This window comes from Streptomyces sp. NBC_01294, from assembly GCF_035917235.1.
Taxonomy (GTDB): Bacteria; Actinomycetota; Actinomycetes; order Streptomycetales; family Streptomycetaceae; genus Streptomyces; species Streptomyces caledonius.
This window is the reverse complement of sequence record NZ_CP108423.1, coordinates 571,405-597,873: the sequence shown is the minus strand read 5'-3', so window position 1 is coordinate 597,873 and position 26,469 is coordinate 571,405. Positions and strand designations below refer to the sequence as shown.

Below are 26,469 nucleotides of genomic sequence, written 5' to 3'. Positions count from 1 at the left end.
AACGGTATCCACCGTCCACGCACCGGCCTGGAGGCAGAGATGATCGGCAAGGGTTTCACCACGTGTCTGTGGTTCGACGGCGACGCGGAAGCGGCCGCCGACTACTACCTGTCCGTGTTCAAGGACGGCAGGCTCGGCCGGATCACCCGCTACACGGACGCGGTCCCGGCGCTGGCGGGCTCCGTGCTGACCGTCGAGTTCGAGATCAACGGGCAGCAGTTCGTCGGCCTCAACGGCGGACCGCAGTTCCCCTTCACCGAGGCGATCTCCTTCATGATCAACTGCGCCGACGAGTCCGAGGCGGACCACTACTACGACACGCTGACCAAGGACGGCGGCCAGGAGTCCGCCTGCGGCTGGGTCAAGGACAGGTTCGGGGTGTCCTGGCAGGTCATCCCGCCCGGTGCCGTCGACCTGATCAGCGACCCGGACCCGGGGCGGGCCTCCCGGGCGACCGCCGCCATGATGAAGATGAAGAAGCTGGACGTGGCGGAGATGCGCCGGGCGGCCGACGAGGGGGCGTGACCCCCGGGTTCTGCGGGAACGCCGGTCCCTCAAGCCTCGCCGGAGCCAAAGCCAGCCTCGCCGGCGCTGGGCCCTCGGGAGCACGGGGCCCTCAGGAACCCTCCGCGGCGATCCTGGCCAGCAGAGCCGGCAGGGCGGTCCCGATCGGTTCACGGACGATCTCGGCGGCGAGGGGGTCGTAGGGGGTCTCCTCCGCGTTCACGATGATCAGCCGGGCCCCCGCCTCCGCGGCCATCCCGGCCAGCGAGGCGGCGGGCTGCACCTGCAGGGTCGACCCGACGGCGATGAAGACCTGGCACCCCTTGGCCACGGCCACCGCCTGCGCCAGCACCTCGGGGTCGAGCCGCTGGCCGAACATCACCGTCGCCGCCTTGAGGATCCCGCCGCACACCGGGCAGGCGGGATCCGGCTCCCCGGCGGCCACCCGGGCCAGCGCCTCGTCCATGTCCGACCGGGCGTGGCAGGCCGTGCACACCACCGAGCGGGCGGTGCCGTGCAGCTCGAACACCTTGCGTGCGGGCATGCCGGCGAGCTGGTGCAGCCCGTCCACGTTCTGGGTGATCACCCGGACCGGTGTGCCGCCGCGCTCCAGTTCGGCCACGGCCAGGTGCGCGGCGTTCGGCCGCGCCCCGAGCGCGGCGAGTTCGGCGCGCATCAGCCAGGAGCGGCGCCGGACCTCGGGATCGGCCATGTAGTACGCGTAGGTCACGAGCTTCTCGGCGTCGGGCTCCCGCCGCCACAGGCCCTGTGGCCCCCGGTAGTCCGGGATTCCGGAGTCGGTGGACATTCCGGCCCCACTGAACACGGCGACGAGCGGCTTTCCCATGCGCCGACCCTACGTACGGGCGCCGCCCGCCCGCGACCCGATTTCGGCGGCCCCGGCCGGCAGGGGCGGGAGGGTCGTTTCTGCGGTGAATCCCGCCCCCCACAGGAGTGAGATCCGGGCCACGCCCTCCCGTGGAAGCGACCCGGCGGGTACAAACCGGACATGATGCTCAAGCCGTACAGACTCGGCGCCCTGCTGCTGGCCCTGCTCGCGCCGCCGGTCATCTTCCCCGCCCCCGCCCTCGCCGCGCCCGCTGCCACGGCCGAGGGGCATACCGCCGACCAGATCGGCCGCTTCCTCGCCGGCTTCTACGGTGACCACGGCCCCTCCGCGGACGACCGGAAGCACCGCGTCTCGCAGGTCCTCAAGGACAGGCAGCAGGAGAACGCGGACGCCGACGTCCTGCTCTGCGCCCAGAACAAACCGCACGCCATCGGCATCGGCGCGGTCACCGTCGCCCAGTCGGCCAGGGTCGGCTGGGCCACCGTCACCACCCACTGGGCCGCCGGCGACACCGATACCTTCACGGCCTACGTACGCCTCGACTCCCGGCCCATCCGGGTCGACGACGTGATCTGCGCGGGCTGACATCCGTACGGTGCTCCCCGGAACGGTCCGTAGGGTGGGCGCATGCCGACGTCGACCGCGACCACCACCGTCCTCTACTGCTCCGACCCGCTCAACGAGCGCCGGGTCGACGCCCACTTCGCGGCGGAGGCCCGGCAGTTGCGCGCCGCCGGGGGCGCCGTCCTGCTCGTCGACCACGACGCGCTGCTCGCCGGGGACCCCGAGCGGGCCGTGGCGCGGGTGCCCGACGGGGCGGGCGCGGTCTGGTACCGCGGCTGGATGGTCCCCGCCCACCGGTACGCCGAACTGGACGCGGCCCTGCGCCGGCGCGGTGGCGAGCTCGCCGTCACGCCCGACGCCTACCGCCGGGCGCACGAACTCCCCGGCTGGTACGGGACCTTCGCAGGCCTCACCCCGGTCAGCCGCTGGCTGCCGACGGCGCCGGGGCGGACCCCGGACCCGGGGCGGCTCGCCGCCCTCGCCGCGGGCCTGCCGCCCGGAGCCGCCGTCGTCAAGGACTACGTGAAGTCCCGCAAGCACGAGTGGGACGAGGCCTGTTACGTGCCAGACCTCGCCGACCGGGCCGCCCTGCACCGCGTGGTCGCCCGCTTCGTCGAACTCCAGGACGACTTCCTGGCGGGCGGGGTGGTGCTGAGGGCCTTCGAAACCTTCGTCGCGCCGGAGACGGCGGCCGCGGAGGTGCGGGTGTGGTGGCGGGACGCGGCGCCGCGGCTGGTCACCGCCCACCCCGACAGCCCGGTCGCCGAGGTCCCGGCGCCGGACCTCGCACCGGTCCGGGCGGCGGTCGAGGCGCTGGGCTGCCCCTTCGTGACCACCGACCTCGCCCTGCGAGCGGACGGCGTCTGGCGGGTCGTCGAAGTGGGCGACGGGCAGGTCAGCGACCTCCACCGGGACGTCGATCCCGCCCTGTTCGTCAGCCTCCTGACGGCTTATCGGGCACCGCTGTGCACGCCGTCCGCATCTGGTACAACACCGGCATGACGGGATTCGAGATCACCGGCGCGAGCGCCGCCGACATGGACCTGATCCGAGGCTGGGCCGACGAGGAGGGCTGGAATCCGGGGGATTCGGACCGGTTCGCCTTCGCCGTCGCCGACCCGCAGGGCTTCCTCGTCGGACGGCTCCACGGCGAACCGGTGGCCTGCATCTCCGCCGTGCGGTACGGCGACGGCTTCGGCTTCATCGGCTTCTACATCGCCCGTCCCGCCTTCCGTGGCCAGGGCTACGGGATCCGGCTGTGGCAGGCCGGGATGGAGCGCCTCGACGGGCGGCTCGTCGGCCTGGACGGGGTCGTCGACCAGCAGGACAACTACCGGAAGTCCGGATTCCGCCCGGCCTGGAACAACATCCGCCACGAGGGCGTCGCCCGGGAGGACGACGCAGACGGGCCCGAGGCCGAGATCGAGGACGAGACCGAGATCGTGGACGCGGCCTCGCTGCCCTTCGGCCTGCTCGCCGCCTACGACCGGCGGTTCTTCCCCGAAGCGCGCGACGCCTTCCTGTCCGCCTGGACCGGGCTGCCCGGCCGGACGGCCCTGGCCGCCGTCCGCCACGGCCGGATCGAGGGCCTCGGGGTGATCCGCCCGTGCAGCGCCGCGCACCGGATCGGCCCGTTGTACGCGGCCACCCCGGCCGTGGCGGCCGCCCTGCTGCGGCGGCTCGCCGGGCACGCGCCCGGTGGGCTGGTTGCCCTGGACGTGCCGGACGCGAACCCGGAGGCCACCGCGCTGTGCGCCGGCCTGGGCCTGGTCCCGACCTTCGAGACCGCCCGGATGTACACCGGCCCGGCCCCGAACCTCGCCCTGGCCGAACTGTTCGGCGTGACCAGCCTCGAACTGGGCTGAGAACACCGGCGGTTGGCCCACCCGCGGCCTAGACTGCGCGTGGCCCGATCGCCGCCTTGCTGTTCCGGGGGGAACGCCATGCCGTATCTGCTGCTGCTCGTCGCCGCCGTGCTCAGTGTGCTCGCCTGGGTCAACGACAGCGACGGCCTGGTCACCGCGAGCTGGGTGGCCTGGGGCGTGGGCGTCCTCCTCCTGGTGCTGCGATGGCGGCGCAACCGCCACAGGTTCGCCTCGCTGGAGGAGGCCGAGGCGGCGGCCGCCGCCGGGAACCCGCGTGCCCTGCGGGCCCTGGCGCTGCGGCAGAAGCTGCTCGGCGACTTCACCGAGGCCGAGCGGCTGCTGCGCGCCGCCGTCGAGCGGGGAGACGTGGAGTCGATGTGGGAGATGGGGCGGCTCGTCGAGCAGCGGGACGGGCTGCGGGAGTCCGAGCCGTGGTTCCGGATGGCCGCCGAGCGCGGGCACTTCTTCGCGAAGCGGTTCTTCCGGCCGGGACATGCCCTGAACATGGACGGCAACAATCCGCTGTGAGCCGGACGGCGGTCGCACGGCGCCGCCCGGCCCGTCGCGTCATGCCGGGTCAGAAGTCGAACAGCACGCCCGTGGTGTTCCGCAGGCCGCACGGATTGGCGAAGGTGTAGCTGTAGTTGAGCCGGCGGCCCTCCCACACGCCGTCGGCCGTCACCGTCATCGGGTTCCACTCCCTGGTACACACGGAGTCGGCGGCCGGGGCCGCGAGCGGATCCAGCTGCGAGCCGTTCGCGAGTAATTCGCCGCACGCGGCGACCGGGTCGGGGTGCGTCCCGCCGGGCGTCGGCGCGCAGACGAGCGTCACCGCACGCACCACCGTGCCGGTGTCGGCGTCCGCCCCGGCCGTCACGCCGAGCACGAGCGCGGACGGTGCGTACAGGCTCTCCGTACCGGCAGGGGCGGCGCCGGCCGTGCCGGGCCAGGCCAGTGCGGTGAGCGCGGTGAGCGCCATGGCGGCGGAACCGAGCCCGAGACCCCTTGCGATGGACCGCATTTCGAACACTCCCTTTGGGTTGGTGTTTCGGATAGCGGACGGAGTCTTGCCCACCCAGGCCGTGAACGCCCGTTCGCACCCCCATTTCTCGTCACCGATCGTGTACGAATGACTGCAGACCGCAGCGGTGCGGGAGGGGCTGACCTGTGGGGGGGCGCGCCGCCGAATCGGCCGAACACCGACCGGGAGACACCCCTGAAACCTTTGGAACGCGGCCGTGATCTGCCCGGACGGGGCGTGAAACCCCTCCGGGGGCAGGGGCAGGGGCAGGGGCTGCGGCGCCGGGCGATCGAGCCGGCCGGCGTCCGGGGCTAGAGGGTGTTCGGACGGTCAGACCGGGCTCGATCCGTCATCGGGCACGGCTACGGGGCCCGCGCCTCCCGGGCGGAGGAGCGGGCCCGGCTGTCGTGGCCGGGGCGGGATCAGCCCGTCGTGGTCAGGCGCGGGGCGTACAGCTCCAGCAGCCGGGTGCGCGTCTGTTGGAGGCGCAGCGCGAGGACGCGTCCGACCCAGTGCCCGATCGCGGACCCGAAGGCGGGGTCGGCGTCCATCAGCATGCGTATGGCCGGGGCGTCGAACTCGTACGCGCGCACCGGCGTCATCGCCGACGCGCCGAGCTGCCACACGTACGGCGGGAACAGCCAGGACCAGCCCACCAGCTCGCCGGGGCCGAGGCTCTCCACGGGGGCCGGCCTGCGGCCGGCCACGGGTATCTCCAGGGTCACCGTGCCCGAGCGCACGATCCAGAACGAGTCCGCCCGGTTGCCTTCGTCGAATATCCGGGCGTTCTCCGGAAAATTGATCTCCCGGGCCTGGGACATCAGCCGTCCACGGTGTTCCGTGGACAGGACGGCAGCGATCTTGATGGGGGAAGGTGTGCTCACGACGGCCTCCGATCACGACCCCCCGGGACGATCCTGCTCTCCCCAGTGTCGCCGAAGCCCGGCGATCCCGGTCGGGCCGGACGCGGATTCTTCCGGGGATCCGGCCCGCGACCCGCCCCGGAGGCCGTCCAGGGCCCGCCGCGCCCTGACCCGGCCCGCCCCGCCCTCCTAGTCCTCGGCATTCGCCTCCAGGCAGGCCAGCTCCATCGCGTCCAGCACCGCCTCGTGGCTGCGCCCGCTCAGCTCGGCGACGTTCTCGATCTGGGCCGTCGCCCACGCGGCCAGGGTCATCACCAGGACCCGGAGCCCGTCGGTGCCGTGCTCGGCCAGGACGGCGTCGGCGACGACCATGGCCTCCTCGGGGACCTGCTCGGGCGGCTCCAGGCCCGCCAGGCCGCGCAGCATGGTGAGGGTGCGGCGGGAGATCTCCGGCGTCATCCCCGCCAGCCGCATGTCTTCTTCGTTGTCCATCCGCCCCGCCCTCCGGTGCCCGTGCCCATCACCTCAGGGCACGGTAGAGGGGTGCGGCCCGGCGCGGGGCCGTTTCGCCAGGGTGACCCTGCGTGAGCGGGCCCCGACCGGCCGGACCCGGTGAACGCGCCGTCCCGTTCACGGCCCTGCGGAGCCGCGCCGCAGCCGTCCGCGCGTTCGGGTCCTCCCGGTTCGATTCCTTCCGGCGGTGAGCCCGCGGTACCACCCGCTCCCCAGCGCCACGGCGAGCGCGGCGAGGACCAGGAGGGCCGCGACCAGGAAGGTGGTCCGCATGCCGGCGGCCACGGCCGCGGCGGACGCCCGGGTGACGTCGGTCGTCGCCGACGCGCCCGCGAACACGGCGCCCATGACGGACGCACCGGTGACGAGCCCGAGGTTGCGGGAGAGGTTCAGCAGGCCGGACACGACCCCCCGCCGGTCCGGGAGGACGTCCGCCATGACCGAGGTGTTGTTCGCCGTCTGGAACACCGCGTAGCCGGCGGTGACGACGGCGAGGGGGAGGACGTAGCCGAGGACCCCGAGCGCCGGCGGCGCCACGGACAGGACGAAGGAGCCGGCCGCCATCGCGACGAGCCCGACGGCCGTCATGCGACGTGCGCCGAACCGGTCCGCGAGGCGACCGGCCGGCACCCCGCTCACCGCGGCGACCAGGGGGCCGACCGACAGGACGACTCCGACCAGGGCCTCGCCGAGCCCGAGCGTGCGAGAGAGGTAGAACGGACCGACCACCAGCGTCGCCATCATCACCGTCGAGACGAGCGCGCTCGTGGCGAGGCTCGCACGGAGCACCGGATCGCGGAACATCGCCCGCCGGACCAACGGGGAGTCCGCTCGCGCCTCGGCGCGCACGAACAGGCCGACTCCGCAGGCGGCGGCCACCAGCAGCGCCACGTTCAGCGGTCCGAAACGGCCGTGTCCGAGGGTCATGGCGAGCGCGTAGGCCGCCAGGGTCAGCGCGAGGAGCAGCGTGCCCAGGTGGTCGAAGCGGGCCCGGCCGGCTCGGGGCTCCTGCCGGTCTACGGGCAGATGGCGGTGGGCGAGGGACAGGGCCAGCAGGCCCAGCGGCACGTTGACGAGGAAGAGCGCCCGCCAGCCGAACCCGGCGATCAGGGCGCCGCCCAGCGACGGACCGAGCGCGGTGCCGACCGAGGACATCGTGCCGAGCAGCCCCATGGCCCTCCCCGTCCTCGCCTTCGGGACCGTCTCGCCCACGAACGCCATGGTGAGGGCCGTCATGACCGCCGCTCCGAGGCCCTGCGCCGCCCGGGCGCCGATCAGCAGCCAGAGGGTGGGCGCGGCCCCGCACAGGACCGAGGCGCCGGTGAACAGGGATATGCCGGCCAGGAGCAGCCTTCGGCGGCCGACGAGGTCACCGAGCCGTCCGGCGCCGACGATCAGGGTGGTGATGGCGAGGAGGTAGGCCAGGACGATCCACTGGACCTCCTGGAAGGACGCGGAGAACGCCTCGGCCAGGGTGGGCAGGCCCACGTGGGCGATGCTCGTGCCGAGCGAGGAGAGCAGGACGGAGAGCGACAGACCGGCCAGCGCCCACCGCACCGCGGGAGCCGCCAACGCGGTGGTGATGGTGGCGGCGGCGGCCGGCCCGGCCCGTTCCGCCCGCCCGACGTCCGGCACGACGGCGCCGGCCCTCCCGTCACCGCGGGCGGGGTGCTGTCCGTACGGGTGCGCGGGTCCGGAATCTCTGCTGGGGCTCATGCGCAGGAGCGTGGACGTACCAGCGCGTTGCGGCAAACCTTGTTGCTGTTTCCGGGACGCCGTGGATGGAATGGCCGCATGGACAAGCCATCGGACAAGCCATCTCCCCACCAAGCGGTCCTCGACGAGGTCGCACCCCGGCTCAAACGGCTGCGCGCTCAGAGCGGCCTCACCCTGGCCGCGCTCTCCGAGGCGACCGGCATCTCGAAGAGCACTCTGTCCCGGCTGGAGTCCGGGCAGCGCCGCCCCAGCCTGGAACTGCTGCTGCCGCTCGCCGCGGCGTACCGGGTGCCCCTGGACGACCTGGTCGGCGCTCCCGAGGTGGGGGATCCCCGGGTCCGGCTGACCCCGCGCACCCTGCCGAACGGCGGCACGGCCGTCCCCCTGACCCGCGGCCCGGGCCCCCTCCAGGCGTACAAGATGCTCATCCCCGACCGGGGCGGCGAGCCGGATCCCCGGACGCACGAGGGCTACGAGTGGCTGTACGTGCTGGAGGGCCGTCTGCGACTCGTCCTCGCCGAGCACGACCTGGTCCTCGGCCCCGGCGAGGTGGCCGAGTTCGACACCCGGCTGCCCCACTGGTTCACCAGCGCGGACGGGCGGCCCGTGGAGATCCTCAGCCTCTTCGGGCGGCAGGGGGAGCGCATGCACATTCGCGCCAAGCCCCGCACGTGAGCGTGGCCACGAGCGGAGATACCGGAGCGATTTGGCATCCGATGCGTCAAGTGGGATGAACCGAGCGCCGAATCGCTCTAGGGTGCGCCCGTGAGCATGACGGCGGACTGCTGTTCGGCGGTTTCCGGCCATGGTTCACCCGGCCGCGCGACAACGGCCGCACCGCACACCGAACTGGGGGGTTCATGCGTAGATCCCGAAGCCTGGCGGCCGCTCTCGTCCTGTCCCTGGCCGGAACCGGCGCAGGAGTGGGCCTCGGCCTCGCCCCACAGGCCGCGGCCGTCACCCCGCCCGTCGCGTTCACCGCCGACGCACTCGCGACCTGGCAGCCCAACGGCGTCGTCTGGGCCCTCGCCGAGGCCGGCGGCCAGGTCTTCGCCGGCGGCACCTTCTCCACCGTGCGCCCGCCCGCGGGCGGAGCCGGGAGCGAGCAGTCGGCCGTGAACTTCGTGGCGCTCGACGCCGCGACCGGCGCCCCGACCGCCTGCACCCTGTCCTTCACCATCGGCTCCGGCACCGCGACGGTCCGCGCTCTCGCCCTCTCGCCGGACAAGACGACCCTGTACGCCGGCGGTTACTTCGGCGCCGTCAACGGCACGGCCGTCTCCAGCCTCGCCGCCATCGACGTGGCGAGCTGCACGGTCAAGACCGGCTTCCGCCCGGCCTTCGCGGCCACCGTCCGCGCCCTCGCCGTCACCGGTGACACCGTCTACGCGGGCGGCGACTTCCTCAGCGTGGCCGGTCAGCCGCGCCAGCGCTTCGCCGCCGTCGGCGCGGCCGACGGGGCGCTGAAGCCCTTCACCGCCAACGCCGACGAGCCCGGGCGCGCCGTCGAGGTCACCCCTGACGGCAACGGCGTGATCCTCGGCGGCGACTTCTTCACCGTCAACGGCACGAACACGCACGCGCTGGCCGTCGTCGACGCGACGAGCGGCGCGCTCACCACGTCGTACCCCGGTTTCATCGAGACCAACTCCGTCGTCAAGGACATCGCGACCGACGCCACCGGCTTCTACACCGCCAACGAGGGCACCGGCGGCGGGGTCTTCGACGGCCGGATCGCGCTCAACCTCAGCAACTTCGGCCAGCGCTGGCGCGACACCTGCCTCGGTGCCACCCAGGCCGTGCTGCCGTACCAGAGCGTGCTCTACAGCGCCTCCCACGCGCACGACTGCTCCAGCGTCGGCGAGTTCCCCGACGGCCAGCGTCACCACCTGCTCGCCCAGCCCACCGGCGGCACCGGCAAGCTGGGCTGGGCCCCCGACACCAACGACGGCATCGGCGAGGGCATCGGCCCGCGCGTCATGACGGTCGGCTCCAAGGGCGGCGTCCAGTACCTGTGGGTCGGCGGGGAGTTCACCACCGTCAACGGGGCGGCGCAGCAGAGCCTGACGCGCTTCGCCTCCACCGGGGACACCGGCGCGCCCACCGTGCCCGTGGCGAGCGCGGTCAGCTTCAAGCCCGGCGAGGTCCAGGTGCGCTGGCGCACCAGCCTCGACCTCGACGACAGCGCGCTGACGTACAGGATCTACCGGAACGGCGCGGCCACGCCGGTCGCCACAGTCAGCGCCGACTCGCTGTTCTTCAAGCGCCCGCAGGCCTCCTGGACCGACACCACCGTCGCGGCGGGCCAGTCGTACACCTACCGGGTGACGGCCACCGACGCGGCCGGCAACACCAGCGCCCTGTCCGCGACGGCGAGCGTGACGGTCCCGACCACGGTGGACGGCTACCCGAACCAGGTCCGCGCCGACGGGGCCCAGCAGTACTGGCGCTACGACGAATCGTCCCTGCCCTTCGCCGCCGACTCCTCGGCCGGCGGCAACCAGAGCGGCGTGCACCACAACGCCCCCGCCCTGCGCCAGAGCCCGGGCGCGGTCTCCGGTGCGAGCACGGCGATCGGCTTCAACGGCACGGACACCCAGGTGTACGGGGACCAGCGGCAGACGGTGGGCAGCACCTACACCATCGAGACCTGGTTCAAGACGACCACCACCCGGGGCGGCAAGCTCGTCGGCTTCGGCAACAACCAGGCGCGCGGCAGCAATCAGTACGACAAGCACATCTACATGACCAATGGCGGCCGGCTGGTCTACGGGGTCTACACCGGAGCCACCCGCACCATCACCACGAGCGGCGCGTACAACGACGACCAGTGGCACCACGTCGTCGCGACCCAGGGACCCGGCGGGATGAGCCTCTACGTGGACGGCGTCCAGCGGGGCACCCTCGCCGTCACCACGCACGAGAACTTCTCGGGCTACTGGCACGCCGGAGGTGACAGCCTCGGCGGCTGGCCCGACCGCCCGACCAGCGAGTACTGGGCGGGCCGGCTCGACGAGACCGCCGTCTACCCGACCGTCCTGAGCGCGGCCCAGGTGCAGAACCACCACGCCCTCGCCACCGCCCCGGCCGACTCCGTGGTCCAGGTCACGGCCGCGGAGGACACCTACGCCAACGCGGGCGCACCCGCCACGAACTACGGCACCTCGGGATCGCTCGCCGTGCGCGGCACCTCGTTCTACGCGAGCTACCTGCGCTTCAACCTGCCCGCCGCGCCCGCGGGCACGGTGCTGAAGTCGGCCACCCTCAGCGTGAAGACGAGCACGATGAGCGGCGCCGGAACGACGGACACCGTCTCGGTCGTCCCGGTGACCGGGTCGTGGACCGAGGGCGGTACGACGTACAACAACCGGCCCGCCCTGGGCGGTCCGGCGCTCGGCGCCTTCGCGGGGGTCCCGGACGGTTCGGCGGTGCACACCACCGGACTGACCACCGCAACCGTCGCGGCGGCGCTCGGCGGCGGCTACGGCCTGGCGCTGAGCAGCACCGGTACCGACGCCCTGTGGCTGTGGTCCTCCGAGGCGCAGGCGGGCGAGGGGACGCCGCAGCTGACCCTCACCTTCGGCGCGCCGTGACCTGAGGGGCGAACGAGTACGAGGGGGTGCGGGCCGCAGCGGTCCGCGCCCCCTCGTGCGTGCGAGGCACCCTGCCGAACGCGTGCCTCCGGCGTTAGGGTCCCCGGTGTCCGACACCATCCACTGGTCCAGGGGGGATCCATCAGATGGCTCGCTCACGCCTGCCCGCGTTACCGTCCCGGCGCCTGCCCGCGTTACCGTCCCGGCGCCTGCCCGCGTTACCGTCCCGGCGCCTGCCCGCGTTACCGTCCCGGCTCGTCCTCGCCTTCGTCCTCGGCCTCGTCGCGGCGGCAGGGCTCGTACTGGCCGGCCCGGGCTCCCACTGAGCGTCACCCTGCACGACGTCCGCAGCAGCCCCGGCTTCCGGGCGGGCCTGTCGAGCACCGGCCCCGACTAGCCCAGGTCGTAGGTGAAGGAGTAGGCGACGGAGGATTCGCCGTGGCGGAAGGTGAATCCTCCGGAGCCCGTCAGCCCCACGAGGTCCCCGGTGGCGGAGCCGGGCACCACCTCGAAGCGGCAGACGGTGCCGGCCGCGTCGAAGGTGCCGCGCTCCTCCAGTACGAAGGTGCCCTTGCGGCCGTCGAGGCTGCCGGCGAGCAGTTCCATGCCGCTGTAGGTGCCGACGTTCTTCCCGGTGTAGGCGATCGTGTAGTCGCAGGCGGTCCCAGGAGCCTCGATCCCACCGGTGAAGGCATTGGTGACACGGGCGTGGGCGAGCCGGGGTACGGCCTCCGCGGGGCCGACGGGGGTCTCCTCCCAGTGGGCGAAGGTGAAGCGGCCACCGGTCTCCACGGGCTGTACGGGCGTGGGCATGGCTGTCCTCTCGGCCGGCCGGACGGTCTGCTCCGCCCGGCGCTTCATCACGTGCGCCCTCAGGCTGGCAGGCGTACCTGACACCTTCTGTCAGGTACGGCGTGGACGGCGACAATGGGCCCCATGCGCGCCGACCGGCTCCTCTCCCTGCTCCTGCTGCTGCAGAACCGCGGCCGGATGACCGCGCCCGAGCTCGCCGCCGAGCTCGAGGTGTCCGTGCGCACCGTCTACCGCGACATCGACGCCCTCAGTGCCTCCGGCGTCCCCGTCCTCGCCGACCGGGGCCCGGCCGGCGGCTACCGGCTGACCGACGGCTACCGCACCCGCCTCACCGGCCTCACGGACAACCAGGCCGGCTCCCTCTTCCTGGCGGGCGCCCCCGGACCCGCGCGGGAACTCGGCCTCGGCGCCGACCTGGCCGCGGCCCAGCTGAAGCTCCAGGCCGCGCTCCCCGCCGCACTCGCCGGACGGGCCCGGCAGATCCGGGACCGCTTCCACCTCGACGCACCGGCCTGGTTCCGGGAGGCCGACCCCGTCCCGCACCTCGCGCAGATCGCCCAGGCCGTCTGGGACCAGCGCCTCCTGCACGCCCACTACCGCCGCCCGCGCGGCGAGGTGCGGCGCGAGCTGCGGCCGCTCGGCCTCGTCCTCAAGGGCGGCATCTGGTACCTCGTGGCCGCGGCCGAGGAGGCCGTCCGCACCTACCGGGTCTCCCGGTTCCTGGCGGTGGAGACGGCGCCGGACGGCTTCGAACGGCCCGCCGGATTCGAACTCGCCGCGTACTGGCGGGAGTCCACCGGCCGCCTGGACGCGGCGCTCCACCAGCAGACCGCCGAGCTGCGGCTGTCCCCGCTCGGTCAGCGGCTGCTGCCGATGCGGTTCGGGGCGGCGGGCGCGCGGGCGCTCGCCGACGCCGGCCCCGCCGACGCGGACGGCTGGGTCCGGCTGCGGCTCCCCGTCGAGTCCGAGGCCGTCGCCGTCGGCGACCTGCTCCGGCTGGGCACGGAAGCCGAGGTGCTCGGCCCGCCCGAACTGCGCCGCGCCCTCGCGGAGACGGTGACCGCGCTCGCCGGACGCTACGCCTGCCCGCCGCACGGGCGGGACGGGCAGGAGGAGCGGGACGGACAGGACGGGCAGGACGGGCCCTAGGTGTATTGCCCTGTGAGGTTGGGGACGCGGCTGGCGGGTGGTTTGCCTGCGAGCGCGGTGTGTCCGCGGTGGTGATTGTAGGTGTGCAGCCAGCCGGGGAAAGCGTCGCGTCGTTCCTGCTCTGACCGGTAGGGGCGGGCATAGGCCCATTCCTCCAGCAGGGTGCGGTTGAGGCGTTCGACTTTGCCGTTGGTCTGGGGCCGGTAGGGCCGGGTTCGCTTGTGGGTGATCCCGGCCGCCGCCAGGGTGTCGCGCCAGGCGTGGGACTTGTAGCAGGCGCCGTTGTCGGTCAGGACGCGTTCGACGGTGATCCCGCAGCCGGTGAAGAACGCCTGGGCCCGGGTCCAGAAGCCGGCGGCGGTCTCCTTCTTCTCGTCGGCCAGGATCTCGCTGTAGGCGAGGCGGGAGTGGTCGTCGACGGCGGTGTGGATGTAGCTGTAGCCCGTGCCGGACCTGGTCTTGCGGCCTGCCTGTCGGCCGAGAGCCCTGTGGCCGCCGCCGTCAGGGATGTTGCCGAGCTTCTTGATGTCGACGTGGACGAGTTCGCCGGGCTTGGGTCGTTCGTAGCGTCGTATGACGCGGCCGGTGGCCCGGTCCAGATGGGACAGGCGGGCCAGGCCGAACCGGGTCAGCACCCGGTGCACGGTTGAGGGCACCAGGCCGAGCAGGTGGGCGATGCGGGCGGGTCCCCACCTGCGCAGGACGCGGACCTTGATGATCCGGCGTTCGGTGCGGGTCGGGGTCCGGCGCGGGCTGTTGTGCGGGCGGGAAGACCGGTCGTGCATGCCCGCGTCGCCGAGCGTTCGGTAGCGGTCGGCCCACCGCTGGGCGGTCGTCGGGGAGACCTGGAAGCGTTCGGCTGCCCGGCGGTGGGTCCAGCCGTCCTCGACCACGCAGCGGGCAAGCCGCAGCCGTCCGGTCTCGGTCAGGGGTGCATTACGGTGGGGCATGAGGGCCTTCCGGTCGGTGTAGACGTCGCAATCCACACCAAACCCGGAAGGCCCTCACCCGTTCAAGATCCCCCAGCCGAGACCTGCATCACCCGTCCACAACCTCCCGGGGCATTACACCTAGGGTGGGCGGTCGTGATCGCACACCCGGGGAGAGAAGAGGAGAGAGCACGTGGAGATCGAGCTGCGCGAGACGACGGACGACGATCTCGCCGTCTTCTGGGAGCAGTCGACGGACCCCGCCCTCCAGCGAATGGCGGCGTTGACGAGGGAGTACCACTACGACCGGGGCCGCTTCGACGCGCATTGGGAGAAAGTGCGGGGCGACCCGGCCGTGACGCCGCGCACGGTGCTGGCCGACGGAGTCGTGGTCGGCCACGCCGCCGTGTTCGGGCCGCCGGAAGAGCGCGAGGTGACGTACGTGATCGGCCGCGAGCACTGGGGACGGGGCATCGCGACCCGGGCGCTGGCGGAGCTGATCCGGCTGGAGGACACCCGCCCCCTGCACGCGGGGGCGGCGGCCGACAACGCGGGCTCGATCCGCGTGCTGGAGAAGTGCGGTTTCACCGTCACCGGCCGCGTCCGCGAATTCGCCCTGGCCCGCGGCGAAGAGATGGACGTCGTCCTGCTCACCCTGCGCTGAGGCCGCCGTCCCGGCCGCCGCCGGACTCCCAGCGGATCTCGCCGTCCCGGCGGCGTTCGGTCGGGCGCATTCCGCAGCCCGCGGCGACCGCCGCCGAAGCGGTGTGGTCCGGGTGGATGTGGGCGATCAGACGGTCCACGGGAATCCGCTCCAGCCAGGCCGCGAGCGCGCGGGCGGCCTCCGCGGCGAAGCCGTGGCCCTGCCAGGGGGTGCCGACGACCCAGGCCAGCTCGGCCTGACCGCGCGCCGGGGCGATCGTGGCCTGGACGGTGCCCACCAACCGCCCCTGCCCGCGCACGCTCAGCACCCAATTGGCCCACACCACCGCAGGGTCGGGGGAGCCGTCGGCGAGGCGCTCGTAGCGGGCGCGGAGTCCGTCCCGCGACAGCGGCGCGCCACCGGTGAAGGCGTGCAGCGCGGGGTCGGCCAGGACCAGGCTCATCTCGTCGGCGTGCGAAGGGAGCAACGGAAGCAGGTCCAGGCGCCGGGTGGCGAGCGGGAGGGCCCGGATCGCGGGCCGGCGCACCTTGTCGGCGGCCCGCGACCGGGGTACGCCGTCCACGGCCAGGCAGATGCCCACCACCCGGTCGTGGCCGGTCCAGCCGTTGACACGGCCGTGGTTGTTGCTGATCTGCACGCGCCGGCGCGGGGCGTCCACCGCCGACACGAGATGCAGGTACACCGTGCCCGAGACGCGGGCCAGGACGATGTCGCCGACCTCGACCAGAGCCGGGTCGGCCGGTGCGACCCGGACCCGCTGCCGGCTGTGGATCAGCGGCACCATGGATCCGCCGGTCGGCCGGAACTCCACGGTCTCGCCCCGGCCGATGCGGTCCGCCAGCGCGTTGAGCATGCCCATGGGGCGAGTCTCCCGGTGCGGGGCGGGCACGGCCAGCGAATTTCGCCCCGAGGCCCGAGGCCCGAGGCCCGAGGCCCGAGGCCGGGGGTGCGGTCAGCGCGGGGGTTCCACCTCCAGGAAGCGGCGTCGGCGCGGTCCCCGGTACAGCAGGCACACCCAGCCGAGCCCTTCCAACACGGCCGCACAGGCCGTCAGCCGCTCCTGCTCCTCCTCGGCCGCGCCGCCTCCGGGCGGCCCGAGCCACGTCACCTCCACCCGCCCGGGCTCGGACCCCGCGGCCACGCGGTAGCCCGTTCGCGTACGCCGCCCCTCCGCGTCCAGCGCCGACGGCGTGATCCCCGCCGCCTCCAGTACGAGGGCCACCGCACGCGTCGGCTGCCGTACCTCCCACGGCGCGGGAACCGCCGCGCCCGCCGGGCCGTTGACCAGACGTCGGATCTGCAGCAGCCCCTCGTGCGCCGTGCGCAGCTCCGCCTCCCGTCCGCCGGGCGGCGCGGCCGGGCCGTCGCCGCTCGCGGCCTCGAAACCCTGCCCGGGTACCGCCATCACCCACCACCCGCCCCGCCCGTCTGAGTACCTCGTGCCCAACGGCCTGAGTATCCGCCCCGATTCCCCGCCGCGCCGCCGCTGGTCGAATGGGGGCATGACTTCAGACGCCCCGCGCAGCGCGACAGTCCGCCCGCGCATGCAGCACGTGACCACCGCCGGCTCGGCCCTGGCCGTGGCCCTGGTCCCGCTCGTGGTCGGCGTCCTGTTCGCGAAGGCGCTGGCCGCGGACCCGATGACCCCGGTCAACGCCCTGATCGCGGGCGGCGGCCAGCGGGCCGCGCTGCCCCGGGGCGAATGGAAGCGGCGCGGCCACAACACCGTACGCAGGCTGCGCACGGCCCGCCGCGACACGGCCCGCCGCTGCGCCCGCGCCTGCGGCCGCCGCCCTTAGAACCCGTCGTGTCGATCAGGTGTCGAACCGGATGAGGGTGCCGGCCGGGGCCGTGGTCACTTCGTGGTGGCGTACTGCTTGACGCGCAGGACGGCGAAGGTCGGCGCGGTCATCTGCCCGCCGAGGGTGGTGGTGTAGGTGAACGGCTTGCCGACCATGACGTCGGCTTCGAAGGCGTCGCCGTCGACGATGTCCTTGATGCCGCTCGCGCCGTTGGCGCTGATGTCGGTGAAGATCGAGTTCGTGTCGCAGTCGGCGATGTACCCGTACTTGGGCTGGTGCTTTTCGCCGCAGGCGTTGGCGCGGAAGCTGCCGGCGCCGGTGGCGCTGTCCGCCTGGGTGACGTACCCGTACACCCGGTAGCACTTGCCGAAGTGCGCGCCGGGGTCCTTGCCCAGGAGCTTGAACTCCCGGTCGGTCAGCTCGGCGAAGTCCGTGCACGCCGGGGTGGCGGGCGTGGGTGTCGGCGTCGGGGCGGTGGTGGTGGCGGGCGCGGGCGAGGTGGAGTACGTGGCCGCGGCAGTGCCGACCGGCGTGATGGTGGGGGTCGGGGTCGTCTCGGGGGACGCGCTCACCGTGCTGCTGCCACTGGTGGTGGAGCCGATGGCGTAGCCGACGGTCCCGGCGATGACGGCGGAGGCCACGCAGGCGGCCATCGCGGCGTAGAGGGGCCCTCGCGCCCGCGCGGGAGCCTGCGGGGGCGCCAGAGGGGGCGGAGGCGGGCCGGGGTAGCCGTAGGCGGGACCCGGCGGGGGCTGCTGCTGCGCGTTGTCGGGAGGCTGGGACACGGTGATCTCCTGTGAGGGTGGCGCGGAGGCGGGCAGAGGAGGGGCGGCCGAGCTCGCCGAGCTCGCCGCGGTCGGCCGCTGCGACGCGGATGGCGCAGGTGCCGCGAAGGACGCGTGCGCCGGCATCGACGCACGCGAACCACCTGGCGGGTGCCGGCCTGCGCCGCGGCGTGCGGAGGCCCGGGGTCCCGGGCCGGTGACCCCGGGGGCGGTGCGGCGGTGTGTCCTGAGAACCACGGAGCCGGCCGGTGGCTGAGCACGGGCCGGCTCCGGCGTGAGAGGCGGTGTTGCCGGTCAGAGCGCGTTGCGGGAGACCTTGAGGATCTTGCACTCGATCTTGTCGCCGGGCTTCGCCGCCTTGGCCACGTTGAAGCCGAGCGCGCCGGCGCTGTCGTCGGTGTACTTCTGGCCCGGCGCCAGGTTCTGAGCGGTCGAGAGGAGGTCTTCCTTCTTCTCGCCGTTGACCAGGACCTCGCCCTCGGCAAGGTACGAGTAGCGGCGGTCGCCACTGTTGACGTAGTCGACCTTCACTTCGAGTTCCTTCATGTCGAAGTCGCCGGTCTTCACGGCGCAGGAGGTCACCTTGACGTCCTTGGTGATGTCCGGCTGGCCGCTCTTCCCGCCGGCCGAGGTGCCGTCGGAGGGGTTGACCTGCGCGCTGTCGTAGGACTTGTCGAGCTCCTTGCCCACCTCTTCTGCGGCCTTGCCGACCACAAGGGTGCAGCCGCCGAGAACCAGGAGGCCGAGGGCGGCGGGGATGCCGCAGCCCAGGGCGATCTTCTTACCGGTGGACATGCCGGGCTTCGGGGCCGGGGGCTGCTGCTGCGGGTATCCAGACATGATGGGGTGTCCTTGAAAAGCAGATGGGTCCCCAGGTCATGCGTGTGCGGCGCGTGCGGCAGGGGCGGCTCACTATGACAGACACCCGATCAACTTGCACGCTCGTCTCACAGACGAGTGATCAGGATTTGGACAGGCTGGCCCATGAGGATCACAAGGAGCGGAAGCGGCGTCACCGTGGAGGACTTCCCCGGCTACGAAGGCCACAGCTTCATCATCGGCTTCCCCGCCGGCGGCACGAAGCCCAACGGCTTCTACGTCAAAGCCCCCGACGGCCAACCCGTCACCGCGACCTGGCTGCGTCGCCTTCCTCTCGACAGACTCCTGCGTGCCGCTGCCGAGGCCCGTGCCGCCGAGATCGCCGGGGAAGTCGACGCCGCCCCCGCCACCGAGGGCCGCCCCTACGGCGGCGGTGGCGAACACCTCGCCAAAGTCGCCGAGGTCTACCAGTGGGCCACCGAGCGCAACATCCCCCCGCGCCGCGCGATCGCGACCCGCTGGGCCCGCTCCGAGGCCACGGCCGGCCGCTGGATCGCCGAAGCCCGGAAGAAGGGCGTGCTGCCCCCGGCCGGAAAGTGACCCGAGAATCAGGGACGGACGGTGCTCAGGGGGAGGGTCGCCCCGGCGCGTACGGAATCGATGACCGCGTCATGCAGGGCACGGCTCGCGTCCTCGCTGGGGCAGGGCACGGGGCTTCCGGTGAGGGGGAGCCAGTCGGACCCGCCGCTGTACTGCACGGTGACGTGCGCCAGACCCTCGGCCTCGGTCCAGGTGGTGTGAATGTCGAGCTCACCGGTGAGGGCGTGGCCCCCTTCACCGGTCTCTACTCCGTCGCGACCGGCGAAGATCCCGCGAGTGGTCCATGATGCCCAGCTCATCCTGCCTCCCTGCGGTACTCGTCCTGCCAGTGTGAACGCGCAGGCCCTCCCGCGCCCCTCAGGGCCGGGCCGAGAGCCGAGGACGCCGCCGCGGCCGACGAAGGATGCGCCCGGCACGGCCCGGTCAGCGGTCGTACTGGCGCAGGCACAGGTCGACGATGGACGGCGGTACGACGCCTTCCGCGGCCGCGCACAGCTCGTCCGCCGGGGGAGGAGGGACCGGCCGGCGGCGCGGACGAGCGGTCGTCGGCCCCGGCTGGCGCTTCCGCCGGGGCGGCGGCGCCGCCTTCGTGCGCGTCCGCTCGCGTGCCGGTTCCGGGTTCGCCTCCGGCACCGGGTCGGCCACCCGGCCGGCCACCGGGTCCGGACCGTGCGTCGCGGGCGCCGGCAGCTCGCCCAGGGGCAGGGCGGCCAGGGGGAGGGGCGAGGGGGACGAGGGGACGTCGGGTGCGCCGGCGGGCGGTACCGCACCCCGTACGGGAACCGGAGCCGCATCCTGCGGCCCGACGGAGACACAGCCGGCGCTGGCGAGGAGCGCGACGAGGGAGAGGGGCACGGCCCGGCGTAACTGCATCCGACCACCTTGCCGCACGGCGTACCCGACCCGGTTCCCCACCTCACGCGTGCGGGTGACCCCGGGCCGGTCCGGGCGCCCGGGGCGTGTGGCAGATTGGAACGGCAGTGCGGGCGGCAGGGGAGGCGCGACCCCCGGCACCCCGTGTTGCCGCGCCCTGCCCGCCGATCGCCCGTACGGAGTACCGGTCCATGACGTCAGCCGCCGCGCCCGGCAACCCCGCGCACATCCCCGAGTCCGGACCGTCCGAGTCCGGTCCGCCCCAGTCCGTACCGCCCCAGTCCGTACGGTCGACCGCCGCCTCCGAGTCCGCAGTCCCTCCGGAGGCGGGGCCGGGAGCCGGGAGCGGTCCCGCCCCCTGGAAGGGCTGGGCGGCCGTGTGCGCCGTCGCGCTCGGCATCTTCTGCCTGATCACCTCCGAGCTGCTGCCCGTCGGCCTGCTCACGCCCGTCGGGGCCGACCTCGGCGTGTCCGACGGGACCGCCGGACTGATGGTCACCGTGCCCGGCCTCGTCGCCGGATTCTGCGCGCCGTTCGTCACCGTCGGCGCCGGCCGCCTCGACCGCCGGCTCGTGCTCTGCGTCCTCATCGCCCTGATGGCCGCCGCCAACCTCGCCGCCGCCCTCGCCCCGAACTTCGCCGTCGTCCTGGCCGCCCGCCTGCTCGTCGGGGTCAGCGTCGGCGGATTCTGGGCCATCGCCGGCGGACTCGCCGTACGCCTGGTCCCGGAGCGCCACGTCGGCCGGGCGACCGCGCTCGTCTTCGGCGGTGTCCCCACCGCCTCCGTGCTCGGCGTCCCCGCCGGCACCCTGCTCGGCGAACTCGGCGGCTGGCGCACCGCCTTCGCGGCGGTCGGCGTCCTCGGCCTCGTCACGCTGGCCGCCCTGCTCCTGCTGCTGCCCCCGCTGCCGCCGACCCGGCACATCCGCTTCCCCGAACTCCCCGCCCTGCTCCGCGAGAACCCCGCCGTCCGGGCCGGCGTCATCGTCACCTTCCTCGTGGTGACCGGGCAGTTCGCCGCCTACACCTTCGTACGGCCGATCCTGCAGGACGTCTCCGGCATCGACGCCGAGTTCGTCAGCACGCTGCTGCTCGGCTACGGCCTCGCGGGAGTCGCGGGCAACTTCCTGGCCGGGGCGCGCGACGCGTACCGGACCCTGCTCGTCGTCAGCGCCTCCCTCACCGTGGTCCTCGCGCTCATCGCCGTCGTTCCGGGACCGGTCGCCGGGACCACGCTGCTGCTCGCCTGGGGACTCGTGTACGGCGGGGTGTCGGTGAGCCTGCAGAGCTGGATGATCAAGGCGGCCCCGGCCGCCGCCGAGGCCGCGTCCTCGCTCATGGTGGCCGTGTTCAACCTCGCCATAGCCGCGGGCGCGCTGTTCGGCGGTCTCGCGGTCGACGGCATCTCCGCGCCTGCCGCTCCGCTCGGCGGAGCCGCCCTGATGCTCGTGGCGGCCGGCACCGTCTGGGCCACCGCGGTCCGCCGCAAGCCCGACGCCCTCGACCGGGCGGCGGGGTGATGCTGCGGGTGAAGTGGAGAGGCGAAGTCGAGAGGTGAAGTGGAAGGGTTCGCACCGGATAGACCGGACGCTCGGGATCAGATCGGACATGCGGCTTGACCTGGCCGTTCCGGAGGGCAAGAGTGCGCCCGAATCAAGAACCACTGCTTGAGCCGCACTTCGGAGATACGCCAGATGTCCACATCCGCTCGCTCCCCGCTCCCCCCGGCCACGATCGGCGGTTCTCCGGCACTCGGCATCCCTGGCGCCCCCGGCGTCGGTGGGGTCCCGGCTCCGGCCGCCCGGCGGCCCAGAGCCTGACCGGCCGGGCAGGGGCCGGCACCGCACCGCGGCGCCTGCCCCCGCCCCCGCCGGGAGACACCATGTCCCAGACCCAGCACCCCGATGAGAGCGGGATCGTCCCCGACGACCACCTGCTCGTACGCCCGTACGTCGCCCCCTTGGGCCGACCGCCCCAATCGACGGCGCCCGCCTGGCCGCAGACCGGCCCCCTCGCCTTCCCCGGCCCTGCGCGCGGCCCGGTCACCGGCGCCTCCGCTCCGACCCCGCCGCCCGCCGACCGCCGTGACGCGGACTCCGCCACGGGCCGCGGCCGTAGCCGCGGCCGTGCCGGCCGAAGCCGGCTTCCGGCGGCCGTCCTCACCCTGCTCGCGCTCTTCGCGGTGGGCGCCCTGGTGCTGCTGTCGGCCGGCCCCGACCCGCAGCCGCCCCGGGCCGCGCCACCGGCCGACCTGTCCGTGCCGGTGCTCCCGGGCGGGCCCGGCGCCGACGACGAACCCGGGCCGACCGCGTCCGTACGGTCCGCCGCGCCCACGGCCGCGGAGGCCTCGGACACGCCCGCGAGCCAGAGCCCGAAGCCGACGCCCCCGCCGAGCTCCTCGGCCCCGTCACCGGCGGGCGGCTCCGGGAACCCTGCGGATGGGGGACAGCGGGCCCGAGGTGCGCTCCCTGCAGGAGATGCTCTACGGGCAGGGGTTCACGTACGTCTCCGTCACCGGCGTCTACGACGCCCAGACCAAGCGCGGCGTCAGCCAGCTCCAGCGCGACCGGTCCATCAAGGGCGACCCCCCGGGCGTCTACGGTCCGGCCACCCGGGCGGCGATGGAGTAGCAGCGCGAGGTCTTCGACGGTGGTTCAGTGGCCGCCGGAGACCCGCAGCACGGTGCCCGTCGTGTACGAGGCGTCCGGGGAGAGCAGCCAGGCGATCGACCCGGCGATCTCCTCGGGCCGGCCGGGCCGTCCGAGCGGGATCCCGGCGGCGGCCCGGGCCGGGCGGTCGGGGTCGCCCATCGCCGCGTGGATGTCGGTCTCGATGATGCCGGGCGCCACGGCGTTGACCCGGATCCCGTCCGGGCCGAGCTCCTTGGACAGCCCCACGGTCAGCGCGTCCACGGCCGCCTTGGTCGCCGCGTAGTGCACGTACTCCCCGGGGCTGCCGAGGGTGGCGGCCGCGGAGGAGACGTTCACGATCGCCCCGCCGCCGGCCTCCGCCATGTCCCGGGCGGCCCGGCGGCAGCACAGCAGGTACCCGAGGAGGTTCACCTCGACCACCCGCCGCAGGTCCTCGGTCCGGGCGTCGGCGAGCCGGCCCAGCGGTCCGGTCACCCCGGCGTTGTTGACCAGCCCGGTCACCGTGCCGAGTTCGGCGCCCGCGATGTCGAACAGCCGCTCCACGGCACACTCCTCGGAGGTGTCACCGCGTACGGTCACACAGCGGGCCCCGGCCGAGCGTACGCGCGCGGCGACGGACTCGGCCGCCACCTCGTCGCGGGCGTAACCCAGCACCAGGTCGTGCCCGTCGGCGGCCAGCCGCAGACAGGCCGCCGCCCCGATGCCCCTGCTCCCGCCGGTGACGACGGTGACCGGACGACGTGACATATGAGCCTCCTGGGGCGCGGAACGCGGAGCACGGACGACCGGGTCGCCCGCACGGTGGCGCAGGCTAACACCGTGATAATCGCTGGACCAGCGGAAATGGTGGAACGGACAGTGGTCGTCACCGACGCGCCGCACCACCGGACGTCGGCCGCGTCCGTGACGACCGTGGGAGACCTCCATGTCCACTCTGCGAGTAACCGCCGAAGAACTGACCGTCCATGAGCACCCGAACGCCGATGCGTTGGAACTGGCCCAGGTGGGCCTGTACCGGGCCGTCATCGCCAAGGGGGCCTACCGCACCGGCGAGTTCGCGCTCTACATACCCGAACAGGCCGTGCTGCCCGCCGCCCTGATCGAGGAACTGGGCCTCACCGGGCGGCTGTCCGGCAGCTCCGCCGACCGGGTCAAGGCGGTCCGGCTGCGCGGCGAGCTCTCGCAGGGACTGGTGTGCAGGCCGCGCGCCCTCGCCGACGTCGACCTGGCGCAAGCGGCCAAGGAGGGCACGGACTTCGCGGAGCTGCTCGGCATCACCAAATGGGCCCCGCCCGTCCCCACCACCATGGACGGTGACGTCGAAGCGGCCGCCGACCTGCTGCCGTGGGTCGACATCGAGAACCTCCAGCGCTACCCGCACATCTTCGAGTCCGGCGAGCCGGTCGTCCTCACCGAGAAACTGCACGGCACCGCCTGCCTGTTCACGTACCTGGCCGAGGACGAGCGGTGCCTCGTCTCCTCCAAGGGATTCGGCTCGAAGGGGCTGGCGCTCAAGGAGGACGAGCGCAACGTCTACTGGCGTGCCGTCCGCGGCCACGGCGTGCCGGCCGTCGCGGCGGCCCTGGCGGCCCGGCTCGGCGCGACCCGCGTCGGGATCTTCGCCGAGGTGTACGGCGCGGGCGTCCAGGACCTGTCGTACGGGACCGACGTGCGCACCGCCGACACGCCGCCCGGGTACGCCGTCTTCGACGTGTCCGCCGAGATCGACGGACAGGTGCGCTGGCTGGACCCGGCCGTCGTCCTGGAGGACGGTGAACTGCCGCTGGTGCCACGGTTGTACGAGGGCCCGTACGGGCTCGACACGGTGCTGGAGCTGGCGAGCGGCCGCGAGACCGTGTCCGGGCGGGAGGCGCACCTGCGGGAGGGGGTCGTCATCCGGTCGTCGACGGAGCGGTACAGCCCGGTGGTGGGCGGCCGCGCGATCGCCAAGGCGGTCAGTCCGGCGTACCTGACGCGCAAGGGCGGCACGGAGTACGAGTGACCGGAACGGGGTCGGATTTCGGAGCCGTCGGAGCCGTGGGGGGTGATCACCCCCTACGGTGATCTGATGCCCACCACCGATGCCCTGTCCCGGGCGCTCGACGCCCGGGGAGAACCGCCGCTGCGACCGCTGCCGCCGGCCGTGTCCGCGCTGTTGCGCACGCTGGCCGCCCCGCCCCGGCTGGCCGCGCACCTGCGGCTCGTGCACGACGTCGCGCACGAGCTCGCGGACTGGCTGGCGGGGCACTGCCCGGCCCTGGCCTTCGACCGCGAGGCCGTGTTGTTCGGGGCGGCCACGCACGACATCGGCAAGGCGGTGCACACCGCCGAACTGAGCGGGCCGGGCTCCGCGCACGAGCCGGCGGGCCGGGAACTCCTGCTCGCGCACGGGTTCACCGAGGACCGGGCCCGGTTCGCCGCGACGCACGCCGCATGGGACGACGACGGCGTGAGCGTCGAGGAGTTGCTGGTCAGCGTCGCCGACAAGGTGTGGAAGGGCAAGCGGGTCCAGGGCCTGGAGGACCTCCTGGTGGACCGCCTGGCCGCGGCGGCCGGCACCGAGCGCTGGGCGGCGTACCTGGAGCTGGACGGGGTGCTGGGGCGGATCGCCGAGGGGGCGGACGGGCGGCTCGGCTTCCAGGCCGCCTTTCCCGTGCACGCCTGACCGGCCGCCCGCCTGACCGGCCGGGCCGTACGGCACCGCGCCTGTGTCCGCGCCCGGGCCCCGCGCCACGCCGCGCCCGCGCCACGCCGCGCCCGCGCCACGCCGCGCCCGCGCCACGCCGCGCCCGCGCCACGCCGCGCCCGCGCCACGCCGCGCCCGCGCCACGCCGCGCCGCGCCCGCCCGCCTCTTGGGGCGGGCGCGGCGTGCGTGGTGGGATGGGCCCGGGGCGGGGTCCACCAGCACACGGAGAGGTCGGGTACATGTCCCAGTCGGACCAGAGCAGCCGGGCAACCATGCGGGCGATGGCGTACGAGACGTACGGCGGGACGGAGGTGCTCTCCGAGATCCGGCTGCCGCTGCCCAAGCTCGGCCCCGGCGAGGTCCTCGTCCGGGTCAAGTGCGCCGCCGTCAACCCCGTCGACTGGAAGATCATGGCGGGCGGGCTGGACGGCCTGATGGACGTCATCTACCCGGTGATCCCCGGGTGGGACGTGGCCGGGACCGTCGAGCGGGTCGGCATCGACGTCCCCGAGTACGCCGAGGGCGACGAGGTCATGGCGTACGCCCGCAAGGACTACGTGCACGGCGGGACCTTCGCCGAGTTCGTGACCGTGCCCGTACGCGCCCTCGCGCACAAGCCCGCCTCGCTCGACTGGGCCGAGGCCGCGGGCCTCCCGCTCGCCGGGCTCACCGCCTACCAGGTGCTCACCCGCCTCGGCACCGGCAAGGACGACACCGTCCTCATCCACGGCGCCGCCGGGGGCGTCGGCTCCCTCGCCGTGCAGATCGCCCGCTCGCTGGGCGCCCGTGTCATCGGCACCGCCTCCCCCCGCAACCACGACCGGGTGCGCGAACTCGGCGGCGAACCCGTCGCGTACGGAGACGGGCTGGCGGACCGCGTGCGTGCCCTGGTGCCCGACGGGCCCACCGTCGTCGCGGACTTCGTCGGCGGCGTCGGGAGCGTCACCCGCGAAGTGCTCCACAACGACGGCCGGCACGCCTCCATCGCAGACCCCAGCGTGCTCGGATCGGGCGGCGAGTGGATGTGGGTCCGCCCGGTCGGCAGCGACCTGGCCGCGCTCGGCAAGCTCGCCGACAGCGGACAGCTGAAGGTGCCGGTCGCCAAGACCTTCCCGCTGGCCGAGCTGGCGGCGGCCTTCGAACTGAGCCAGGGCGGGCACACGGCCGGAAAGATCGTCGTCGAGCTCTGACCTCTCGCGCCGCCGGCT

At 73.7% G+C, this 26,469-nt stretch carries 30 protein-coding genes; 16 read left to right on the top strand and 14 right to left on the bottom strand.

From position 1 onward, the window contains the following. Positions 1-39 precede the first annotated feature (39 nt). Positions 40-525: a VOC family protein gene (locus OG534_RS02940; RefSeq protein WP_326586495.1), complete on the top strand. Its 486-nt coding sequence runs from the start codon at positions 40-42 to the stop codon at positions 523-525. A 91-nt stretch (positions 526-616) separates the two neighbouring features. On the opposite strand, the gene OG534_RS02935 is transcribed toward OG534_RS02940, so the two are convergent. Further along, positions 617-1,351, bottom strand: a complete 735-nt coding sequence (locus tag OG534_RS02935; RefSeq protein ID WP_326586494.1) for an SIR2 family NAD-dependent protein deacylase — start codon at positions 1,349-1,351, stop codon at positions 617-619. Positions 1,352-1,513: 162 nt separating this feature from the next. Between OG534_RS02935 and OG534_RS02930 the strand changes: the two genes are divergently transcribed. The 4 genes from OG534_RS02930 to OG534_RS02915 all read left to right on the top strand — a co-directional run bounded on the left by OG534_RS02930 (position 1,514) and on the right by OG534_RS02915 (position 4,311). Beyond that, the gene (locus OG534_RS02930; RefSeq protein ID WP_326586493.1) at positions 1,514-1,939 is read left to right on the top strand and encodes a hypothetical protein; all 426 of its coding nucleotides are present in this window, start codon (positions 1,514-1,516) and stop codon (positions 1,937-1,939) included. Between the two features lie 42 nt (positions 1,940-1,981). Continuing rightward, complete coding sequence (locus OG534_RS02925) at positions 1,982-2,920, top strand: ATP-grasp domain-containing protein (RefSeq protein WP_326586492.1); 939 nt, start codon at positions 1,982-1,984, stop codon at positions 2,918-2,920. Then, the gene (locus OG534_RS02920) at positions 2,917-3,783 is read left to right on the top strand and encodes a GNAT family N-acetyltransferase (protein WP_326586491.1); all 867 of its coding nucleotides are present in this window, start codon (positions 2,917-2,919) and stop codon (positions 3,781-3,783) included. The genes OG534_RS02925 and OG534_RS02920 overlap by 4 nt, the downstream gene beginning before the upstream one ends. A gap of 78 nt (positions 3,784-3,861) precedes the next feature. Continuing rightward, positions 3,862-4,311, top strand: coding sequence for a sel1 repeat family protein (locus OG534_RS02915; protein WP_326586490.1), 450 nt, complete (start codon positions 3,862-3,864; stop codon positions 4,309-4,311). A gap of 49 nt (positions 4,312-4,360) precedes the next feature. Here the strand turns inward: OG534_RS02915 and OG534_RS02910 are convergent, their stop codons facing one another. The 4 genes from OG534_RS02910 to OG534_RS02895 all read right to left on the bottom strand — a co-directional run bounded on the left by OG534_RS02910 (position 4,361) and on the right by OG534_RS02895 (position 7,896). Continuing rightward, positions 4,361-4,804 (bottom strand): SSI family serine proteinase inhibitor, encoded by a 444-nt coding sequence (locus tag OG534_RS02910; RefSeq protein ID WP_326586489.1) that lies wholly within the window; start codon positions 4,802-4,804, stop codon positions 4,361-4,363. A 422-nt stretch (positions 4,805-5,226) separates the two neighbouring features. Continuing rightward, entirely contained in the window at positions 5,227-5,688 is a 462-nt protein-coding gene (locus tag OG534_RS02905) for a Crp/Fnr family transcriptional regulator (protein WP_326586488.1), read from the bottom strand. Between the two features lie 168 nt (positions 5,689-5,856). Then, on the bottom strand, positions 5,857-6,159 hold the full coding sequence (locus tag OG534_RS02900; RefSeq protein ID WP_326586487.1) for a hypothetical protein: 303 nt from the start codon (positions 6,157-6,159) through the stop codon (positions 5,857-5,859). A gap of 138 nt (positions 6,160-6,297) precedes the next feature. Next, positions 6,298-7,896 carry an MFS transporter gene (locus OG534_RS02895; protein ID WP_326586486.1) on the bottom strand — a complete coding sequence of 533 codons (1,599 nt, stop codon included), beginning with the start codon at positions 7,894-7,896 and terminating at the stop codon, positions 6,298-6,300. Between the two features lie 78 nt (positions 7,897-7,974). Between OG534_RS02895 and OG534_RS02890 the strand changes: the two genes are divergently transcribed. Continuing rightward, on the top strand, positions 7,975-8,571 hold the full coding sequence (locus tag OG534_RS02890; RefSeq protein WP_326586485.1) for a helix-turn-helix domain-containing protein: 597 nt from the start codon (positions 7,975-7,977) through the stop codon (positions 8,569-8,571). Between the two features lie 185 nt (positions 8,572-8,756). Continuing rightward, a complete protein-coding gene (locus OG534_RS02885) occupies positions 8,757-11,489 on the top strand; it encodes a DNRLRE domain-containing protein (RefSeq protein WP_326586484.1) in 2,733 nt (910 codons plus the stop codon). Between the two features lie 393 nt (positions 11,490-11,882). Here the strand turns inward: OG534_RS02885 and OG534_RS02880 are convergent, their stop codons facing one another. Further along, complete coding sequence (locus OG534_RS02880; protein WP_326586483.1) at positions 11,883-12,302, bottom strand: DUF3224 domain-containing protein; 420 nt, start codon at positions 12,300-12,302, stop codon at positions 11,883-11,885. A gap of 123 nt (positions 12,303-12,425) precedes the next feature. Between OG534_RS02880 and OG534_RS02875 the strand changes: the two genes are divergently transcribed. Further along, positions 12,426-13,451 carry a helix-turn-helix transcriptional regulator gene (locus tag OG534_RS02875; RefSeq protein WP_326586482.1) on the top strand — a complete coding sequence of 342 codons (1,026 nt, stop codon included), beginning with the start codon at positions 12,426-12,428 and terminating at the stop codon, positions 13,449-13,451. Here OG534_RS02875 and OG534_RS02870 read toward each other — a convergent pair. Beyond that, the gene (locus tag OG534_RS02870) at positions 13,448-14,401 is read right to left on the bottom strand and encodes an IS481 family transposase (protein WP_326586481.1); all 954 of its coding nucleotides are present in this window, start codon (positions 14,399-14,401) and stop codon (positions 13,448-13,450) included. The two genes, OG534_RS02875 and OG534_RS02870, sit on opposite strands and share 4 nt — an antisense overlap. Before the next feature lie 172 nt (positions 14,402-14,573). On the opposite strand from OG534_RS02870, the gene OG534_RS02865 reads away from it, so the two are divergent. Next, positions 14,574-15,044 carry a GNAT family N-acetyltransferase gene (locus OG534_RS02865; protein WP_326586480.1) on the top strand — a complete coding sequence of 157 codons (471 nt, stop codon included), beginning with the start codon at positions 14,574-14,576 and terminating at the stop codon, positions 15,042-15,044. On the opposite strand, the gene OG534_RS02860 is transcribed toward OG534_RS02865, so the two are convergent. Together OG534_RS02860 and OG534_RS02855 are read right to left on the bottom strand one after the other, a co-directional pair. Next, complete coding sequence (locus OG534_RS02860) at positions 15,031-15,903, bottom strand: GNAT family N-acetyltransferase (protein ID WP_326586479.1); 873 nt, start codon at positions 15,901-15,903, stop codon at positions 15,031-15,033. The two genes, OG534_RS02865 and OG534_RS02860, sit on opposite strands and share 14 nt — an antisense overlap. Before the next feature lie 93 nt (positions 15,904-15,996). Further along, positions 15,997-16,449, bottom strand: a complete 453-nt coding sequence (locus OG534_RS02855; RefSeq protein ID WP_326586478.1) for a hypothetical protein — start codon at positions 16,447-16,449, stop codon at positions 15,997-15,999. A 97-nt stretch (positions 16,450-16,546) separates the two neighbouring features. Between OG534_RS02855 and OG534_RS02850 the strand changes: the two genes are divergently transcribed. Then, a complete protein-coding gene (locus tag OG534_RS02850; RefSeq protein WP_326586477.1) occupies positions 16,547-16,843 on the top strand; it encodes a hypothetical protein in 297 nt (98 codons plus the stop codon). A 56-nt stretch (positions 16,844-16,899) separates the two neighbouring features. Here OG534_RS02850 and OG534_RS02845 read toward each other — a convergent pair whose 3' ends face one another. Both OG534_RS02845 and OG534_RS02840 read right to left on the bottom strand, forming a co-directional pair. Then, the gene (locus OG534_RS02845) at positions 16,900-17,631 is read right to left on the bottom strand and encodes a hypothetical protein (RefSeq protein ID WP_326586476.1); all 732 of its coding nucleotides are present in this window, start codon (positions 17,629-17,631) and stop codon (positions 16,900-16,902) included. A gap of 294 nt (positions 17,632-17,925) precedes the next feature. Beyond that, positions 17,926-18,471, bottom strand: coding sequence for a hypothetical protein (locus tag OG534_RS02840; RefSeq protein WP_326586475.1), 546 nt, complete (start codon positions 18,469-18,471; stop codon positions 17,926-17,928). A 144-nt stretch (positions 18,472-18,615) separates the two neighbouring features. Between OG534_RS02840 and OG534_RS02835 the strand changes: the two genes are divergently transcribed. Beyond that, on the top strand, positions 18,616-19,050 hold the full coding sequence (locus OG534_RS02835; RefSeq protein WP_326586474.1) for a hypothetical protein: 435 nt from the start codon (positions 18,616-18,618) through the stop codon (positions 19,048-19,050). 8 nt (positions 19,051-19,058) lie between these two features. Here OG534_RS02835 and OG534_RS02830 read toward each other — a convergent pair whose 3' ends face one another. Together OG534_RS02830 and OG534_RS02825 are read right to left on the bottom strand one after the other, a co-directional pair. Next, positions 19,059-19,349, bottom strand: coding sequence for a hypothetical protein (locus OG534_RS02830; RefSeq protein WP_326586473.1), 291 nt, complete (start codon positions 19,347-19,349; stop codon positions 19,059-19,061). 124 nt (positions 19,350-19,473) lie between these two features. Next, positions 19,474-19,923 carry a hypothetical protein gene (locus OG534_RS02825; RefSeq protein WP_326586472.1) on the bottom strand — a complete coding sequence of 150 codons (450 nt, stop codon included), beginning with the start codon at positions 19,921-19,923 and terminating at the stop codon, positions 19,474-19,476. A 377-nt stretch (positions 19,924-20,300) separates the two neighbouring features. Between OG534_RS02825 and OG534_RS02820 the strand changes: the two genes are divergently transcribed. Both OG534_RS02820 and OG534_RS02815 read left to right on the top strand, forming a co-directional pair. After that, entirely contained in the window at positions 20,301-21,443 is a 1,143-nt protein-coding gene (locus OG534_RS02820; protein WP_326593441.1) for an MFS transporter, read from the top strand. Between the two features lie 918 nt (positions 21,444-22,361). Then, a complete protein-coding gene (locus OG534_RS02815) occupies positions 22,362-22,553 on the top strand; it encodes a peptidoglycan-binding domain-containing protein (RefSeq protein WP_326586471.1) in 192 nt (63 codons plus the stop codon). Between the two features lie 24 nt (positions 22,554-22,577). Here OG534_RS02815 and OG534_RS02810 read toward each other — a convergent pair whose 3' ends face one another. Continuing rightward, positions 22,578-23,321 carry an SDR family NAD(P)-dependent oxidoreductase gene (locus tag OG534_RS02810; RefSeq protein ID WP_326586470.1) on the bottom strand — a complete coding sequence of 248 codons (744 nt, stop codon included), beginning with the start codon at positions 23,319-23,321 and terminating at the stop codon, positions 22,578-22,580. 178 nt (positions 23,322-23,499) lie between these two features. On the opposite strand from OG534_RS02810, the gene OG534_RS02805 reads away from it, so the two are divergent. From OG534_RS02805 to OG534_RS02795, 3 genes are all read left to right on the top strand, one after another. Further along, on the top strand, positions 23,500-24,576 hold the full coding sequence (locus OG534_RS02805) for an RNA ligase (ATP) (RefSeq protein ID WP_326586469.1): 1,077 nt from the start codon (positions 23,500-23,502) through the stop codon (positions 24,574-24,576). 66 nt (positions 24,577-24,642) lie between these two features. Beyond that, positions 24,643-25,239 (top strand): HD domain-containing protein, encoded by a 597-nt coding sequence (locus OG534_RS02800; RefSeq protein ID WP_326586468.1) that lies wholly within the window; start codon positions 24,643-24,645, stop codon positions 25,237-25,239. Between the two features lie 294 nt (positions 25,240-25,533). Further along, entirely contained in the window at positions 25,534-26,451 is a 918-nt protein-coding gene (locus tag OG534_RS02795) for an NADP-dependent oxidoreductase (RefSeq protein ID WP_326593440.1), read from the top strand. The last annotated feature ends 18 nt before the right edge of the window (positions 26,452-26,469 follow it).

Bases quoted from the DNA above. Each gene is read 5' to 3' on its own strand.
- OG534_RS02940 (WP_326586495.1), top strand. From the start codon at position 40: ATGATCGGCAAGGGTTTCACCACGTGTCTGTGGTTCGACGGCGACGCG.
- OG534_RS02935 (WP_326586494.1), bottom strand. From the start codon at position 1,351: ATGGGAAAGCCGCTCGTCGCCGTGTTCAGTGGGGCCGGAATGTCCACC.
- OG534_RS02930 (WP_326586493.1), top strand. From the start codon at position 1,514: ATGATGCTCAAGCCGTACAGACTCGGCGCCCTGCTGCTGGCCCTGCTC.
- OG534_RS02925 (WP_326586492.1), top strand. From the start codon at position 1,982: ATGCCGACGTCGACCGCGACCACCACCGTCCTCTACTGCTCCGACCCG.
- OG534_RS02920 (WP_326586491.1), top strand. From the start codon at position 2,917: ATGACGGGATTCGAGATCACCGGCGCGAGCGCCGCCGACATGGACCTG.
- OG534_RS02915 (WP_326586490.1), top strand. From the start codon at position 3,862: ATGCCGTATCTGCTGCTGCTCGTCGCCGCCGTGCTCAGTGTGCTCGCC.
- OG534_RS02910 (WP_326586489.1), bottom strand. From the start codon at position 4,804: ATGCGGTCCATCGCAAGGGGTCTCGGGCTCGGTTCCGCCGCCATGGCG.
- OG534_RS02900 (WP_326586487.1), bottom strand. From the start codon at position 6,159: ATGGACAACGAAGAAGACATGCGGCTGGCGGGGATGACGCCGGAGATC.
- OG534_RS02895 (WP_326586486.1), bottom strand. From the start codon at position 7,896: ATGAGCCCCAGCAGAGATTCCGGACCCGCGCACCCGTACGGACAGCAC.
- OG534_RS02890 (WP_326586485.1), top strand. From the start codon at position 7,975: ATGGACAAGCCATCGGACAAGCCATCTCCCCACCAAGCGGTCCTCGAC.
- OG534_RS02885 (WP_326586484.1), top strand. From the start codon at position 8,757: ATGCGTAGATCCCGAAGCCTGGCGGCCGCTCTCGTCCTGTCCCTGGCC.
- OG534_RS02880 (WP_326586483.1), bottom strand. From the start codon at position 12,302: ATGCCCACGCCCGTACAGCCCGTGGAGACCGGTGGCCGCTTCACCTTC.
- OG534_RS02875 (WP_326586482.1), top strand. From the start codon at position 12,426: ATGCGCGCCGACCGGCTCCTCTCCCTGCTCCTGCTGCTGCAGAACCGC.
- OG534_RS02870 (WP_326586481.1), bottom strand. From the start codon at position 14,401: ATGCCCCACCGTAATGCACCCCTGACCGAGACCGGACGGCTGCGGCTT.
- OG534_RS02860 (WP_326586479.1), bottom strand. From the start codon at position 15,903: ATGGGCATGCTCAACGCGCTGGCGGACCGCATCGGCCGGGGCGAGACC.
- OG534_RS02855 (WP_326586478.1), bottom strand. From the start codon at position 16,449: ATGGCGGTACCCGGGCAGGGTTTCGAGGCCGCGAGCGGCGACGGCCCG.
- OG534_RS02850 (WP_326586477.1), top strand. From the start codon at position 16,547: ATGACTTCAGACGCCCCGCGCAGCGCGACAGTCCGCCCGCGCATGCAG.
- OG534_RS02840 (WP_326586475.1), bottom strand. From the start codon at position 18,471: ATGTCTGGATACCCGCAGCAGCAGCCCCCGGCCCCGAAGCCCGGCATG.
- OG534_RS02835 (WP_326586474.1), top strand. From the start codon at position 18,616: ATGAGGATCACAAGGAGCGGAAGCGGCGTCACCGTGGAGGACTTCCCC.
- OG534_RS02830 (WP_326586473.1), bottom strand. From the start codon at position 19,349: ATGAGCTGGGCATCATGGACCACTCGCGGGATCTTCGCCGGTCGCGAC.
- OG534_RS02825 (WP_326586472.1), bottom strand. From the start codon at position 19,923: ATGCAGTTACGCCGGGCCGTGCCCCTCTCCCTCGTCGCGCTCCTCGCC.
- OG534_RS02815 (WP_326586471.1), top strand. From the start codon at position 22,362: ATGGGGGACAGCGGGCCCGAGGTGCGCTCCCTGCAGGAGATGCTCTAC.
- OG534_RS02810 (WP_326586470.1), bottom strand. From the start codon at position 23,321: ATGTCACGTCGTCCGGTCACCGTCGTCACCGGCGGGAGCAGGGGCATC.
- OG534_RS02805 (WP_326586469.1), top strand. From the start codon at position 23,500: ATGTCCACTCTGCGAGTAACCGCCGAAGAACTGACCGTCCATGAGCAC.
- OG534_RS02800 (WP_326586468.1), top strand. From the start codon at position 24,643: ATGCCCACCACCGATGCCCTGTCCCGGGCGCTCGACGCCCGGGGAGAA.
- OG534_RS02795 (WP_326593440.1), top strand. From the start codon at position 25,534: ATGCGGGCGATGGCGTACGAGACGTACGGCGGGACGGAGGTGCTCTCC.